The sequence below is a fragment of the Trueperaceae bacterium genome (assembly GCA_002707365.1).
Classification (GTDB): domain Bacteria; phylum Deinococcota; class Deinococci; order Deinococcales; family Trueperaceae; genus UBA6957.
In genome coordinates this window covers 87,961-102,346 of record PAMQ01000017.1, presented here as the reverse complement: position 1 = coordinate 102,346, position 14,386 = coordinate 87,961, and the positions used below count along the sequence as shown (strand labels likewise).

Annotated in this window: 15 protein-coding genes; 9 read left to right on the top strand and 6 right to left on the bottom strand. The window is 46.5% G+C overall.

The genetic code is table 11. From position 1 onward, the window contains the following. Nucleotides 1–45 precede the first annotated feature (45 nt). The 3 genes from CMO31_08395 to CMO31_08385 are packed head-to-tail and all read right to left on the bottom strand — an operon-like array spanning nucleotide 46 to nucleotide 2,842. Nucleotides 46–1,422 (bottom strand): NAD synthetase, encoded by a 1,377-nt coding sequence (locus tag CMO31_08395; protein ID MAZ54013.1) that lies wholly within the window; start codon nucleotides 1,420–1,422, stop codon nucleotides 46–48. Between the two features lie 2 nt (nucleotides 1,423–1,424). After that, nucleotides 1,425–1,703: an NAD(P) transhydrogenase subunit alpha gene (locus CMO31_08390; GenBank protein MAZ54012.1), complete on the bottom strand. Its 279-nt coding sequence runs from the start codon at nucleotides 1,701–1,703 to the stop codon at nucleotides 1,425–1,427. Then, on the bottom strand, nucleotides 1,700–2,842 hold the full coding sequence (locus CMO31_08385; GenBank protein ID MAZ54011.1) for an NAD(P)(+) transhydrogenase (Re/Si-specific) subunit alpha: 1,143 nt from the start codon (nucleotides 2,840–2,842) through the stop codon (nucleotides 1,700–1,702). The genes CMO31_08390 and CMO31_08385 overlap by 4 nt, the downstream gene beginning before the upstream one ends. A gap of 97 nt (nucleotides 2,843–2,939) precedes the next feature. Here CMO31_08385 and pfkA point away from each other — a divergent pair, with 97 nt between their 5' ends. Further along, nucleotides 2,940–3,908 (top strand): 6-phosphofructokinase, encoded by a 969-nt coding sequence (gene pfkA, locus CMO31_08380; GenBank protein ID MAZ54010.1) that lies wholly within the window; start codon nucleotides 2,940–2,942, stop codon nucleotides 3,906–3,908. A gap of 196 nt (nucleotides 3,909–4,104) precedes the next feature. On the opposite strand, the gene CMO31_08375 is transcribed toward pfkA, so the two are convergent. Further along, entirely contained in the window at nucleotides 4,105–5,307 is a 1,203-nt protein-coding gene (locus CMO31_08375; protein MAZ54009.1) for a tyrosine--tRNA ligase, read from the bottom strand. A 515-nt stretch (nucleotides 5,308–5,822) separates the two neighbouring features. Between CMO31_08375 and zwf the strand changes: the two genes are divergently transcribed. The 4 genes from zwf to CMO31_08355 all read left to right on the top strand — a co-directional run bounded on the left by zwf (nucleotide 5,823) and on the right by CMO31_08355 (nucleotide 10,143). Continuing rightward, nucleotides 5,823–7,262, top strand: a complete 1,440-nt coding sequence (zwf, locus tag CMO31_08370; GenBank protein ID MAZ54008.1) for a glucose-6-phosphate dehydrogenase — start codon at nucleotides 5,823–5,825, stop codon at nucleotides 7,260–7,262. A gap of 142 nt (nucleotides 7,263–7,404) precedes the next feature. Then, nucleotides 7,405–8,268: a glycosyl transferase family 2 gene (locus tag CMO31_08365; protein ID MAZ54007.1), complete on the top strand. Its 864-nt coding sequence runs from the start codon at nucleotides 7,405–7,407 to the stop codon at nucleotides 8,266–8,268. Nucleotides 8,269–8,295: 27 nt separating this feature from the next. Beyond that, the gene (locus tag CMO31_08360) at nucleotides 8,296–9,009 is read left to right on the top strand and encodes a hypothetical protein (GenBank protein ID MAZ54006.1); all 714 of its coding nucleotides are present in this window, start codon (nucleotides 8,296–8,298) and stop codon (nucleotides 9,007–9,009) included. An 81-nt stretch (nucleotides 9,010–9,090) separates the two neighbouring features. Beyond that, nucleotides 9,091–10,143 (top strand): hypothetical protein, encoded by a 1,053-nt coding sequence (locus CMO31_08355; protein ID MAZ54005.1) that lies wholly within the window; start codon nucleotides 9,091–9,093, stop codon nucleotides 10,141–10,143. A gap of 93 nt (nucleotides 10,144–10,236) precedes the next feature. Here the strand turns inward: CMO31_08355 and CMO31_08350 are convergent, their stop codons facing one another. Together CMO31_08350 and CMO31_08345 are read right to left on the bottom strand one after the other, a co-directional pair. After that, nucleotides 10,237–11,283: a histidine kinase gene (locus CMO31_08350; protein MAZ54004.1), complete on the bottom strand. Its 1,047-nt coding sequence runs from the start codon at nucleotides 11,281–11,283 to the stop codon at nucleotides 10,237–10,239. Further along, complete coding sequence (locus tag CMO31_08345; protein ID MAZ54003.1) at nucleotides 11,237–11,902, bottom strand: DNA-binding response regulator; 666 nt, start codon at nucleotides 11,900–11,902, stop codon at nucleotides 11,237–11,239. Before CMO31_08345 ends, CMO31_08350 begins: the two co-directional genes overlap by 47 nt. Before the next feature lie 155 nt (nucleotides 11,903–12,057). On the opposite strand from CMO31_08345, the gene phoU reads away from it, so the two are divergent. The 4 genes from phoU to CMO31_08325 all read left to right on the top strand — a co-directional run bounded on the left by phoU (nucleotide 12,058) and on the right by CMO31_08325 (nucleotide 14,378). Next, nucleotides 12,058–12,714: a phosphate transport system regulatory protein PhoU gene (gene phoU / locus CMO31_08340; GenBank protein ID MAZ54002.1), complete on the top strand. Its 657-nt coding sequence runs from the start codon at nucleotides 12,058–12,060 to the stop codon at nucleotides 12,712–12,714. 108 nt (nucleotides 12,715–12,822) lie between these two features. Continuing rightward, the gene (locus tag CMO31_08335; protein ID MAZ54001.1) at nucleotides 12,823–13,569 is read left to right on the top strand and encodes a hypothetical protein; all 747 of its coding nucleotides are present in this window, start codon (nucleotides 12,823–12,825) and stop codon (nucleotides 13,567–13,569) included. A gap of 90 nt (nucleotides 13,570–13,659) precedes the next feature. After that, nucleotides 13,660–14,055 (top strand): hypothetical protein, encoded by a 396-nt coding sequence (locus CMO31_08330; GenBank protein ID MAZ54000.1) that lies wholly within the window; start codon nucleotides 13,660–13,662, stop codon nucleotides 14,053–14,055. After that, a complete protein-coding gene (locus CMO31_08325; protein MAZ53999.1) occupies nucleotides 14,055–14,378 on the top strand; it encodes a hypothetical protein in 324 nt (107 codons plus the stop codon). Before CMO31_08330 ends, CMO31_08325 begins: the two co-directional genes overlap by 1 nt. Nucleotides 14,379–14,386 lie beyond the last annotated feature (8 nt).

Genomic DNA, 14,386 nt, shown 5'->3' with positions numbered 1-14,386 from the left:
CTGCTAAACAGTACCCGTATTAGCGGGCTCTTTACCTGTCTCCCTCTAAGCTGAAAGTGAGTCTTTAAATTCAGAGACAAGTTCAGCAATGGTCGACTTAGCATCTCCGAAAAGCATTCTCGTATTGTCTTTAAAGAAAAGAGGATTTTGTACGCCAGAAAACCCTGGACTCATAGATCGCTTCAAAACAAAAACGGTTCTGGCACTATCTACGTTAATAATAGGCATGCCGAACAAAGGACTCGCCTTATCCTCTCGTGCAGAAGGGTTAACCACGTCATTAGCCCCAATCACTACCGCAACATCTATCGTATCCATAGTGGGGTTGACATCTTCAGGCTCTACAAGCTGTTCATAGGGTACATTTGCTTCTGCGAGAAGCACATTCATATGCCCTGGCATCCTACCTGCCACCGGGTGGATTGCATAACGCACATCTGCCCCATTACTCTGCAAAAGATCAGCCAACTCTCGAACAGCATGTTGAGCTTGAGCTACTGCCATGCCGTAACCTGGTACGAAAACAACACTACTTGCCGCCTCAAGGATAAAATAGGCGTCCTGATTGGTCAAAGGCTTCACTTCACCTTCTACCTGTTTAGAAGTGCTTTCAATCACAGCCCCAAAACCACTGAAGAGTACATTTGCCAAAGATCGGTTCATACTCTTGCACATAATTCGGGTGAGTATTAAGCCGCTGGCACCTACAAGAGAACCCGCAACAATCAATACGTTATTCCCAAGAATGAATCCAGCAGCACTTGCAGCTAACCCAGAATAGCTATTCAACAAAGAGATAACGATTGGCATATCCGCTCCACCAATCGGTATCACGGCTAAAACGCCCAAGAGAAGAGCGGCTCCAATGATTACGAGGAATAGAGTCCCGTTTACTCCGGGCTCCAATATGAATAGAACAGCAACTACCCCAACTCCAACTAAAATTAGGGCATTGACAATCTGCTGACCGCGATAGAGAATAGGCCGCCCAGTTATCCATCCAGCTAACTTACCTAAGGCTACCAAGCTTCCCGTAAACGCAACGCCACCGATGAGGACAGTGAGGACTACAGCAGTAACGGTGAAGGTAGCAACTTCTGGATTGCGCAAATACTCAGCCCAACCAACTAAGAGACTAGCCAACCCTCCTGAACCGTTGAACAGGGCCACCATTTCTGGCATTGACGTCATCTGTACTGTGCGGGCAGCAAAAACCCCAATCGCCCCACCAACGACGATCCCAACAATTATCCACGTAAAGTCTAGACCTCCCACCAAGAGAGTAACTACAACTGCTAGGAACATACCGATCGCCGAGATCATATTTCCTCTGCGTGCTGTTTCGGCTCGGCCTAGCATCTTAAGGCCAAAGATGAAAAGTACTGAAGCGACAATGTAGGCTAGATTGACTAGAAAGTCCACTGCTACCCCTTCTGACCGGTTCGGAACATGCTTAGCATCCGATCAGTAACCAAATAACCACCAATGACGTTAACCGTCGCGAACACAATAGCCAAAGTGCCAAGGACCGTGCCGAAAGACCCACCCAAACCTGAGGCAAGTATTGCTCCAACAAGAGTGATGCCGCTTATAGCATTAGACCCAGACATTAGCGGGGTATGAAGCTGAGACGGAACCTTAGTGATTAGCTCAAGGCCAAGAAAGATGGCTAAAACAAATATAAATAAAAGCAGAATGGTCATGCGTCTTCCTCCAAGCGTTCGCGTACACCGTCATGTATAACTTGTTTTTCGTGGGTGAGCATACAAGCACCGACTACTTCATCTTCGAGATTTAGAGTCATTTTTTTGTTCTCCTTATCCCAAGCATGTTCAATTAAGTTAAAGACATTGTTTGCATACATTTGACTAGCATCAACTGCAACCTGATCTTCAAGATTAGAAAATCCAAGGATCGTCGGACCATTTTCCAGAACCACTTCTTCATCGGGTACGCTACCCTCTACATTTCCTCCGGTCGACGCTGCAAGGTCCACCACAACACTCCCAGGCCTCATCCCATCGAGCATCTCCTGAGTCACAATGCGAGGTGCGGGACGGCCAAATAACTGGGCAGTTGTAATCACAATGTCAGCGTCAGCACAATGCCGGGCCATTTGCTTTCTCTGCGATTCCAGTTGTTCTTCGGTAAGCTCTTTAGCATAGCCCTGAGCACCTTGACCCGTCTCACCAACGTCGATCTTGACGAATCTAGCTCCAAGAGACTGAACTTGCTCCTCTACAACAGGCCGAGTGTCAAAGGCTTCTACTCTCGCACCAAGTCGTTTAGCTGTAGCGATTGCTTGTAATCCAGCTACACCGACTCCAATTATGAAAACTCGCGCAGGCGGAATCGTACCTGCCGGAGTAGTCATCATCGGCAAAGATTTTCTTATCCTGTCGGCTGCCGCAATAACAGCGCTATACCCCGCCAGGCTTGCTTGTGACGACAACGCATCCATCTTTTGCGCGTAAGTAGTTCGTGGAATCAATTCCATACACAGACTACTAATTGACCCTGCTGCTAATGCACGTACAAGTTCAAGCTGCCGGAAAGGATCTAAAAAGCCAACCCATATGGCCCCCTCCTTTAGTTTCTCTACTGTTCCGACACCAGGCTCAGACAATCCAACAACTACGTCAGCCTCGCTTAAGGCCACATCGCCGTCCGAACGCACGACAGCCCCAGCCTTTTCAAACTCGCCGTCAGTTATCCCTTGCCGAGCACCGTATCCAGCTTCTATCTCTACGGTGGCTCCCAGCGTAACTAGCTTTCCCACCGATTGGAGGGTAAGCGCTATTCGGGAATCATTTTTTTGAGTCAACCCAGAAAAAATTATCATCACTGGAGCATTATGACTGATACGGGATCTAATTGCGATACCTAAAGCCATGTTCGATAGCCGATCAAGGATAGATTACCCGCTATACTGGTTTTCGATGAAGCATATTGCTGTTCTTACTAGTGGTGGCGACGCACCTGGCATGAATGCAGCAATCCGCGCTATAGTCCGAAGCGCAGCCCATAACGAAATTAAAGTTTCCGGAGTCTTTAATGGATACCAGGGCCTCATCGAAGATAATTTTGCTGATTTAAATACTCGTAGTGTAAGTAATATTATTCAGCTTGGGGGCACAATTCTCAGGTCGGCTCGGTCCGAAGAATTTTACCAGCCAGCAGCACGCGCCCGAGCTGCTACGGCCCTCAAAAACCGAGCCGTAGACGGACTTTTGATTATCGGGGGTGACGGCTCTTTCAGAGGGGCTTCACAGCTTTCCATCGAACACGAAATTCCGGTCATCGGTATTCCTGCCACGATTGACAATGATATTTTTGGTACAGATTTATCGATTGGATTTGACACAGCTATTAATGTTGCATTAGATTTTGTAGACCGCCTCCGCGATACGGCCGCGAGCCATGACCGACTCTTCTTGGTGGAACTTATGGGCCGCGATTCAGGCAATCTAGCGCTTCACGTTGGTCTAGGTGGAGGAGCCGAGGCGATTCTGCTACCTGAACAAAACTTGCAAGGCGAACAGGCTGCTGAACTAGTGATGCAAGCCAAACAACCTGGGAAGAGTTCTAGCATCGTAATAGTGGCAGAAGGAGCGTATGAAGGTGGTGCGATAGCGCTCCAGGATTCCATCCGTCAACGCTGTGAATTCGAGGTCAGATCGAGCATACTTGGGCACGTAATTCGCGGTGGTAGTCCATCTACTCAGGACCGAGTATTCGCCTCACGGTTGGGTTACGAGGCTGTAATGCAATTGAAAGCGGGTAAAGGTAGTCTAATGATAGGGATCGACAAAGGTGAAACTGTCCTGGTGCCCTTTGAAATCACATGTTCAAACGTAAAAGATATCGACTGGCATCTTCACCATATAGCGCAGATAACTTCTCAGTAAATTCAACTTCCATAATTAACAAGACAATAGATAACCACTTAGTTCATACTAGGCCCTACTGGTAATACGTTGGCCTTATCTATCTTTGTTGCCGTTCAATCCTCATCCCCTGGGTTAAGAAGAAAATCTTCCTTGTTACCCTAATTCTTACTAACGAATACGATGCGGAGCGTGAAATAAAGTAAACATTTCTCTCCTACTGTTCTCGTCGAACTCGTACGAAACTATCTTTACCTTTCTGCAGCACTGGGTCCTTACTAATATCTACCTTTATCCGCCAGTCGCTTACGACCTCTCCCTCAAGCCTAAGTCCTCGGTTATTGATCAACCTCCTGGCCTCCCCGTTGGAATCGGTTAGGCCAGCCAATGTTGCTAGAGCGAGGATTCCAATCAACGTACCCTCAAGCTCGTTATTTCGTATTTTTACCTCAGGTATGTCTTCTGGAATGCCACCCGTAGCCACATAGTCGTAGCGCTCTTCAGCTATCTTTACCATTGGCTGGCCATGATAGGTCCGAACTAATTCCTGAGCAAACAACCGATGTGCTGCTTTAATGTCGCTGGAGACCATATCCTTGAATCGATCTACCTCTAAGTCGGTACACAGCTCCACATACCGCAGGAGTAAAGAATCTGGCACTTGCATAGATTTCTTAAACATAACCTCGGGAGATTCTGATATTCCTATAAAATTTCCTAGAGATTTCGACATCTTTTCAGTACCATCAAGGCCTTCAAGAAGACCCTGAACCAACGCCAACTGCGGCTCCTGACCGTATGCCTTTTGCACATCACGCCCGACTAAAAGATTAAATAGTTGATCTGTCCCACCAATTTCAATGTCTGCAAAAACAGCTACGGAGTCATAAGCTTGCGCGAGCGGGTAAAGAAACTCATGCAGGCTAATTGGAATCCCATCTCTATGCCGGCTAGTAAAGTCATCTCGCTCAAGCATACGAGCAACAGTGTAAGTTGACGCTAACCACACTAGATCACCGAAATCTAGAGGTTCCAACCACTCAGAGTTATGTCGTACCTCAAGGCGCTCTGGGTCTTTGTCCAGAATTAACGTGGCTTGATCGACATACGTTTCCCCATTGATCCTGGTTTGCTCAAGGGACAATGAGGGCCTAGTTTTAGACCTGCCGGAAGGATCTCCTATGGTGGCCGTAAAATCACCAATTATCAGTACAACTCGATGCCCAAGGTCTTGAAACTCTCGCATTTTCCTTAGTTGCACTGCATGTCCTATGTGGAGGTCGGGGGTAGAAGGGTCGACCCCGTGTTTAACTCTTAGCTGACGACCGTCCTTTTCAGCCTCCGCTAGTTTAAGCTCAAGCCCTCTTTCGGGAACAACCTTAGCCCCCTTTTGTAAACGTTGAAGAGCGGTCTGACCCATCAATAATCCTTTCGTCCTACAACATGCAACGCGGCTTATATCTCCCAATTACGTTCACTAAAACCAACACAGTCGCTGCCGTTAACCTCTTTAGCCATACCTTCTTGGATTCTAGATGTTACTGTTTCCGCCATGAGGCTGAAGGTATAGAAAAGGAGTCTAACAAAGCTGAATCCATAAGCCCAACCCATGAATAACCGTAATTCCGCCAAGCGCTTGGCAATAATTCAAAAGACCAGGGCCTGAAACCACTTGCCTAACCCAATGGGACACTGAAAAGCAGCAAAGATGTTTTATGTAACAACTTAGGCCTAGTAAAAAAATCTTAGCCCAATATCGCTGGTTAAATAACTCCCCCCAAACAGCATTAGACTGGTTTAACCGACTCTTCAACCTTTCTTTCGCTCCTTAATAACCGACAAATGGTATAACCATTCCCGGAGATTTAACGTGGAAATGCAATCCGACTTAATGATTTCAACATACCGGTCTCTACAGAATTGTTGGGGCCTGAAATGAAACAAACACCTGATTGCGCCTTTGTTATATTCGGCATCACTGGTGACCTGGCGGCTCGAAAATTACTTCCAGCCCTTTATCAACTATGCCTTAAAGGGCGCATCCACCCTAAAACTGAGATTGTTGGGTATGCCCGTAGTGATCTAACTAGAGATGCCTTACGCAATAGGCTGACAGAATCTTTACGCAATTTCGAGCCAGATTTCGATGAAAAGGTTTGGTCGAGTCTCGTTGATCGCATTCACTACGTGCAGGGTGATTATGAACATGAATCTGGGTTCGAATCCTTACGTAACTTCCTAGATAGTTTAGGCCTACAGAACAGAATCTTTTACACAGCCACTCCTCCAGACACCTATGAGGGAATCGCTCTCGGAATTGCTGGCGCTGGCCTTAATCACTCATCTGGTTTCACGCGATTAATAGTTGAGAAACCATTTGGATCTGACCTCGGTAGCGCTCAAAGGCTCAATGCTTCTATTCTTAAGAACTTCAAGGAAGATCAAATCTATAGGATAGACCACTACTTAGCCAAGGAAACGGCTCAAAACTTGGCTGTATTGCGCTTTGCAAACACCTTGTTAGAGCCGATCTGGTCTAATAAATATATCGATAATATTCAAATCACGATGGCCGAGCCAATGGGAATGGAAGGTAGGGGAAGCTTTTATGAACAGACAGGCGTTATCAGGGACGTAATCCAAAATCACCTACTCCAATTGGTCGCCTTAATCGCTATGGAGCCTCCCTTGGATTACAACGCAATGAACGTCAGAAACGAAAAGGTCAAGGTGTTTGACGCCATAAAAGACATAGGCCCAGATAAGGCCATACTAGGTCAGTACTCCGCCTCAGGAGAGATGATAGGTTATCGGGCTGAAGATGGCGTCTCACCGCATTCCCACCAAGCTACTTTTGCTGCTATCCGTCTCGACATCCTTAACTCCCGATGGTCGGGAGTTCCGTTCTTCATACGGTCCGGTAAACGCCTCGAGGCAAAATTCACGCAAATAGTAATAGCGCTCAAAGCAGCCCAAAAAATACCATTTGCGCAAACCTCTGCTCTTGAATCAGACCGGATTGTGTTAAGGCTTGGGCCTAACGAAGGAATCGCTCTACAACTAAATAGCAAAATACCGGGCCAGGGAATGAATTTAAACCGCATCAACCTCAACTTCTCTTACGACAGCAATATTGACCACCCAATCCCCGATGCTTATGAAACCCTCCTTTGCGATGCTCTGATGGGTGACGCAACACTATTCGTACGGGCCGACGAAGTTGAAGGGCAATGGCGCATAATCGGGCCTCTGATTAAGCACGTTGACCTAAGTCCCGAAGAGCCCCACTTCTATCCGGCAGGTACTCAGGGGCCAAAAGCCGCTGATATGTTTCTAGAGGCCCAAGATCGCCAATGGCACCCCGCAGAAAACTAAACAAATTTTTTATATGCATGAACCTTCGGAATAACCTTTCTCTAATAGAACTAAAGGACAGTGAGGCGAACTAACTTTCGTACTGACTACCGTCTTAACCTTCAAAACCCGGTTTCTCATCAGGACGTGTAACACTGTTCCTGTGGGAGACAGAAACCTTGGAATAATTGTTGTGCACCATAAGACCCCCACGATGCTGGAGGAATGCCTAGAACGAATTGCCCGATTCGTACCGGAAAGCAAAATATGTGTTGTTGATACCGCTCCCGATAAAACATTTGTAGATGAACTATGTAACCGTTTCGCCAATGTCGAAATAATCGAGACTGCTAATCACAGTCTTGCCAATGCAGTAAATGTCGGGCTCCTGCGTCACCATACTCCTTTCGTCGTCCACATGAACGCAGACGTTTATGTTGAAGCTGAAACATTCGATCATTTAATGCGCCCATTCGTTGATCCAGCCGTGGCAATGACCGGGCCTATTTTTTTAACTGGAGAGGGCGTCCGTCAACAACACGGTCCTTTTTACGAACCAAATTTTTGGGGGCTTTCGGCTGCTGGGCAACGGGCAGTTTCCTGGCTATCCGGAGCTCTACAGGTAATTCGCAAATCAGCTATTCAGGTTGTTGGCGGGATGGATACCAGCCTTAGGTTCTATAACGAGGACGTTGAGTGGTGCTATAGGCTGAGACAATCTGGCTACAAATGTTTACTTATTCCAACTAGAGTCACCCACATAGGTGGTAGTTCGACTCCAGATGCACCTCGATTTCTTGTAGAAGGCTACCGTGGAGCAATGCAAGTCTCTCGCCGTTATAGACCTCCTTGGTTTAGAGTGCTGCACAGTTTAATTGTCAAGATGGAAGCTAATGTCCGCAAACGTACTGCGCGTCAAGAACAGCAGCGCAAGGCATATTCTGACATAGCGGATATGTTCCGCAAGAAGACGTTTAACGAGAGTCCTTTTGGTCGCACTTTGGACGATTCCAAGATTATAGAATGACCATACAAGCCATGCTACACTCGCCACGTGCAAAACGCTAAGGCTCTTTTAGATATTCTTTGGGCCAATCCTGTAGTTGCCTACTGTTCAGTTGCGGCTGTATTTCTTGTCCTAGTCTCTCTCTCTGGAGGTATCCTTAAGCGCGATTTTTGCGCACTCGCCCAACCTAAGGTTGTTATACACGTGATATTGCTGGTAACACTAGCAACTCTAATAAGCTTCCTTGGGACTTACGCTGGCGAACTATCCAATTACCTTAATGACCCTCTGCAGTTGTTAAGTGTGCTGGGTGCTTTGCATCGCTTCCCGCTCTATGTTTTGGCGCTAGCATATGGACCAACCACCGGGCTATTGGCCGTGACTTTATTTGCTGCTTTTGAAACAAATACCGGAATGCATAGTTTAGGCATATTAGTCTTTGGCCTTGAGCTCATCATCCTTGGATGGTTGGCTCTTTACCCTTCCCCTCACTTAACTCGTTGGGCCGGTAGTTTTAACGCGACTCTGGCTTATCTACTAGCTTGGTCTACGGGGGGAATTGCCCTAGTTGCAGCGAATGAAGACAAAATATCGGTTGCAAAGATTTTTGCATTACATGAATCTACTATTGTAGCTACCGCTGTTTGCATAATAGCGCTCTGGCTAGTAGGACCTTCCTTTTACCAAAAGTTTTTTCCTGACAGTCGAATCGTCCCTCCTAAAACTCGGGAACTGAGGAACGCCTCGTCCATTGTAAAGTAATATTCTCGATGGGCGGATTTTTTTGTCTACATTAACGACTAAGATCGATGGTACGTGCAGATCTAGTTAAGGGGGAAGCATATGAATATGACTGGCCGGGTAGTAGTAACCAATAAAAAAGATTTTGAAGTGCAGGAGCACAAAATTCCCTCCCCCCCACCACACGGAATTCTACTACGTCAAGAATTAGCCGGAATTTGCGGAACCGACCTGCATATGTGGCAAAATGGCCTCCAAGTTAAAACAGTTCTGGTACATGAAAATGTCGGCGTGATTGTAGCTATGGGCGATGAGGTCACATCTGACCATGTTGGTAGACCTTTACGAGAGGGAGATCGTATAGTTTTTGCTCCTGGTACGAAGAGCGGAGTCTATGGTTTTCTCGGTCCAGAAAAAGACCCATGCTTTCACGGTGGATTCAGCGATTACATCGCGTTATATCTGGAAAACACTTGCTACCTAAAAACTGACTTGCCTCCTGAGGTGGCCGTGCTAACTGAACCCTTCACTATCGGAGTACACGCAGCCATGCGAGCTGGTATTGAAATTGGGGATACTGTTGTGGTCCAGGGATCGGGTGCGATAGGACTTCTGACTGTCGCTTGCGCCAAAATAAGTGGTGCAGGAAAAATTATTGTAATTGGAGGGCCAGAAGACCGACTCTCTTTGGCGAAAATGATGGGAGCTGACGTAGTCATAAACATAGAAGAAGTTCCCTCAATAGAATCTAGAAAAGAACTTGTACTTGGCCACACTCAACACCAGGGTGGGGCTGATGTGGTATTCGAATGCGCTGGATTTCTCCCTGCCACTATCGAAGGTATGGGTTACGTCCGTTACGGCGGTACGTTTGTTGAAGTAGGGCATTACGTAGACATGGGTTCTATAGAAATGAACATCAACCGCCTAATGATGAAACGAAACATGCGTATAGAAGCAATCTGGGGTAGCACATACGAGCACTTTACGAGGGGCCTTCCCATCCTGGAGAAAAATGAATTCCCATTCCGAAAGATGATTAGCCATATCCTTCCACTTGATAAGGTGGAAGCTGGGTTTAAAGCTTTAAACGGCGACTATCGACTTGGTGATGAAACTGTCATAAAAATTGCGGTGGCAGGAAACTCTGCCTAGTAATTTGAGGTAAGGAAAATAACCCCACTTGGGTATTCCTTGGACCTAGGACTACCAAATAAACGAAAATTTAAACGACTTTAAGTTCAATTACTACAACACTTCTAGTGATATGTGCTCGGATGGATTAATTTCCTTTTGACTCCCTTCGCTTGCGCCACAAGCTACTAAGGGTACTGTGACCGCGAAGGTGTTTCCGCCACCTTGTTTGTCTCTTTCTATCCATACTTTCCCGCCCCAAGCCTCCGTAATAGAGCGAACAATGTATAGGCCGAGACCGGTTCCCCTTGCTTTGGCAGACGGTCCACGAGCATGAAGCTTGAAAAGCTCTTCAAAGCGAGACGAGTCTAGTGGATTTCCAGTATCCCTTACAAAAACCCTTGCGAAACCTTGATTTTCAGGGTCAATGTCTGCCCAGACCTTGATCGAAGCAAAATCTGGACCATGAATTGCGGCATTTTCAATAAGATTAATCACTGCCTGAAGAAGCTTATCCGAATCAGCCCAAACAGTCAGATCAGAAATCATCAATTCTAGGCTCACCCCATGCTGTTCAAGTGTCGGCTCAACTATAGTGCGGGCCCTACCCAAAACGTCTTCTAACTTTAGGCGTCTTTCTCGTGGTGGTTTCACATCGACAGTAAGATCCTCAATGAGACGGACAAGACGTTCGCACTCTTCACTGGCTCGACCCAGGAACTGCATGCGCATGTCATCATCAATTTCTAACCGTAAAGTCTCCAGTATTGCGCGAACCGAAGTCGTCGGGGTACGCAGTTCATGTGACAATACAGCTAATAACTCTTGTGCATTCTTGACGCTAGATCGCACCCCAGTGACATCGGATAAGGAAAGGCCATTCACGATAGGTTTAGCGCTTATGATACGACCACGTGTTTCTACCTCAACTGTTTGCTGCTCGGTATATGCTTCCTCGAGCCTATGATCCCTAAGCACGGCAATTAGGGGCACGCCAATCGCGGCATCCTGGTCAACATCAAGCAACTCCAAAGCGACGCGATTAAGAGCAGTAACTCGACCTTCTTCGACTAAGATGACCCCTTCGACTAGGTCATCAAACCAAAGGCCAGGGCTATTTTCTACTGACAAGCCGATACCCCCTTCCCCGTACTGTTTCAATTAGTTCATCTTTGAGGCTAGCACGCAATTGAGCAATATGCTGGTCTACAGTCCTCTCGGTACCAAGAAAATCTTCTCCCCATACACGATCAAGAAGTTCTGATCTGGAAAACACCCGTCCAGGATGAGACGCCAAGAAGTAAATCAACTCAAATTCCCGCCGAGTTAACGAGACTGGAATTCCCTGAAAAGTAACTTGAACCGCTACATAGTCAATATGAAGCTCATCAACATCGATATTCTTTACGGGCTTCGTTCGCCGTAGTAAAGCGCGAACCCGCGCGACAAGCTCTGCCACGCTAAAGGGTTTTACCATATAGTCGTCGGCACCTGATTCCAGACCCTCCACGCGATCATTTTCCGTAGCGCGGGCAGTCAACATTAGGATAGGTAGCGAAGAAATAGCGGCTGTGCGTCGTATCCTATCTAAGAATGTAATTCCGGATTCGTCAGGAAGCATACGGTCTAAAACGATCAAATCAACAGTTTCTACTAACGACCATGCTGACCGAGCATCCTGAGCCTGTACAACCTTAAAGCCAGCACGCTCAAGATGAAAAGACACTAGCGCAAGTACAGTAGGGTCATCCTCTACGACTAAAAGGCTCGCACCTATCATCTTAAGCCTAGGGCCTCCTATTTGGAGCAAAATTCACGTCCGCAATTCTACCGCTACTTTGTCAGCAAACTGTCATCTTCTTAGCGAACCTAGTAAGTTAGCGTATTAGGCGGAGCTGACTTCTGCATGACAGACGCAGTTAATACTATGGCCTTATGATAGGCTCAACTTTTATGAATGCCCTAGACCAGGAACTCCAGAAAATAAATGCTTCTACAGTTCGAATGCTTAGCCAGGTGAGAGAATCAGTCAATCTGGCACAGCGTGGTCTAGTCGAGGCTGACGTCAAGTCAGCTCAAAAATGCATTGATGATGATGTACATATTGACAAGATTCAGGAACAATTAGAGCAACGGATTCTAAGTGTCATAGCTCGCAGGCAACCCGCAGCAAGGGATCTACGTTTCCTTGGTGCTGTTCATCGTGCTCTAAGTGACATAGAACGCGCAGGGGATTACGCAGTGAGAGTTGCAAGGGCCTCAATAGCTCTTTCTGAAAAACCTCCGTTAAAAAAATACCTTGATATGGATCGCATTTTAACGATTTTAAGTACAATGATTGAAGTCACCATTAAGGCCCTGACTGAATCTGACATTGAGGCCGCTAGGCACGCTTGGGTAATGGATGACGAGATAGACGACCTTTATGGCCAGATGGAACGTGAACTACTAACGTATATGATTGAAGATGCTAATACGATAAGCGTAGCTAGTCAGCTTCTTAGTGTCGGACGTTCTCTTGAGCGATTAGGAGACCATATTGAGAACGTGAACGAGCACATAATCTTCTGGCTTACGGGAGAACGTTTATAAGCTACTCAGTAACACAAATAGATCCACCGACCCATGAGGGTATTTTTGAAATTAAGAGATCTCGCGAGTTGCTAATAAAGTCGTGAGCCAAAGAACTTTTTTCCAACTGTGAATGGTCGACGACGTCTTACAGCCTTTGTGGTCTTGCTTTTGGCTATTAGCTTTTATTTCGGACTTAATTGGTATAAAAGTGGATTAATCGCATCCCATCCAACTTCAGCCCATGTTAATTTTACAAAATTAGTCTCGAAGTTATTGTTACCTAATCCTCGTGTTGGGATCCAGGTTGGACATCTTAATGCTAACAACCATCCTGATGAATTAGCAGTTTTGAGGAATAATACAGGTGGATCCATTGATGGGATAGACGAAGTTTCGCTTAATCTTGCAATCGCTCAACACCTCCAACGTTTATTGGAGGCCCAAGGCATTGTGGTTGATCTTCTCCCAGCAAAAATACCTCGTCGTTATAGTGCGGATCTGGTACTTTCAATTCATATTGATGCTAACGTCAACCGCCACCGTCGTGGGTACAAGAGCGCCCATTTCATGCCTGCTCGAAACCCTGCGGAACCTGAACTTAAGAAGTTGGTAGATCGGACCTATTTGTTAGCTAGCGGCTTTCCTGATGATGAGGCTAATTTAACTAGTGGAATGCTAGAATATTACGCTTTTAACTACAAACGATTTCGACATAGTGTCCATCGCGATACACCAAGTTTAATCGTTGAACTCGGCTACCTTTCTAACCCGAAAGATTTGTCGTATTTAGAAGACAGCCAGGCTCCTGCTCATGCCTTAGCGAAAAGCATAGTAGAGTTCTTACAGCTCAGGGGGAGGCTAACGCCTCCCTAAAGACTTTGGGTTTGCTTGCCAAATATCTACCGCGAATTGCGTTCAAGGACAGATTTCCGCTCATAATACCGTGCTAAACTACGCCCGTTAATGCGTTCATATGCATGGGTCTTTCTCATTTGTATCATCCTAACGTCGTGTCAGCCACCAAAAGATAGAAGTGGGTCTACCTCCTCCAATTCAAAGGTGGATGTAATAATCCAGCCCGCCTCGGAACCTACCCTAGGTATCACTCCAATGATAGTTAAGGTTTACAAAGACAACGCTCCAACTGACGCAGCTGCAGTAAAAATAACGGGCGATATGACACATGCCGGAATGATCCCCGTTATCCGAACAGCAAAGAAAATCCTAACAGGCCAATATCGCGCCGATACGTTTGAGTTCACTATGGCAGGAGATTGGGTAATAACTGCTGAAATCGAACTCATGGACGGTGATAAGGCTCAAGGTACCTTAAAAATCGCTGTTCCAGGGAGCAAGTAATGCCGAAGCGTTGGCAACAGGCCTTTCGGATAGGGACAAAAACGTATTTTGCTGCTTTGCTGATTGTCGCCCAAGGAGCTTCCTCTAATGGTGATCATTCAGACGTTGGCCACGTACATTCTGATCAGGCCGGTTTTCATGTTCATTATTTCTCTGATAGTTGGTTGGCAGTGGAGGCCGATAACCCTACCGTATGGGTATTCCCTCCTCCTCTACTTATTCCACGTCAAGCCTCTTCTACCCCCAAACCCTTTCGAATAAGATTTCAGGGTAGCCGGAGTCGAGCACCCCCATGCCTATCACTTCGAACGCCCATTGTTTGACGCTCTCT

Excerpts from the sequence above, each read along its gene's own strand:
- CMO31_08390 (MAZ54012.1), bottom strand. The coding sequence starts at position 1,703 with ATGACCATTCTGCTTTTATTTATATTTGTTTTAGCCATCTTTCTTGGC.
- pfkA (MAZ54010.1), top strand. The coding sequence starts at position 2,940 with ATGAAGCATATTGCTGTTCTTACTAGTGGTGGCGACGCACCTGGCATG.
- CMO31_08385 (MAZ54011.1), bottom strand. The coding sequence starts at position 2,842 with ATGATAATTTTTTCTGGGTTGACTCAAAAAAATGATTCCCGAATAGCG.
- phoU (MAZ54002.1), top strand. The coding sequence starts at position 12,058 with ATGATAGGCTCAACTTTTATGAATGCCCTAGACCAGGAACTCCAGAAA.
- zwf (MAZ54008.1), top strand. The coding sequence starts at position 5,823 with ATGAAACAAACACCTGATTGCGCCTTTGTTATATTCGGCATCACTGGT.
- CMO31_08330 (MAZ54000.1), top strand. The coding sequence starts at position 13,660 with ATGCGTTCATATGCATGGGTCTTTCTCATTTGTATCATCCTAACGTCG.
- CMO31_08325 (MAZ53999.1), top strand. The coding sequence starts at position 14,055 with ATGCCGAAGCGTTGGCAACAGGCCTTTCGGATAGGGACAAAAACGTAT.
- CMO31_08345 (MAZ54003.1), bottom strand. The coding sequence starts at position 11,902 with ATGATAGGTGCGAGCCTTTTAGTCGTAGAGGATGACCCTACTGTACTT.
- CMO31_08355 (MAZ54005.1), top strand. The coding sequence starts at position 9,091 with ATGAATATGACTGGCCGGGTAGTAGTAACCAATAAAAAAGATTTTGAA.
- CMO31_08375 (MAZ54009.1), bottom strand. The coding sequence starts at position 5,307 with ATGGGTCAGACCGCTCTTCAACGTTTACAAAAGGGGGCTAAGGTTGTT.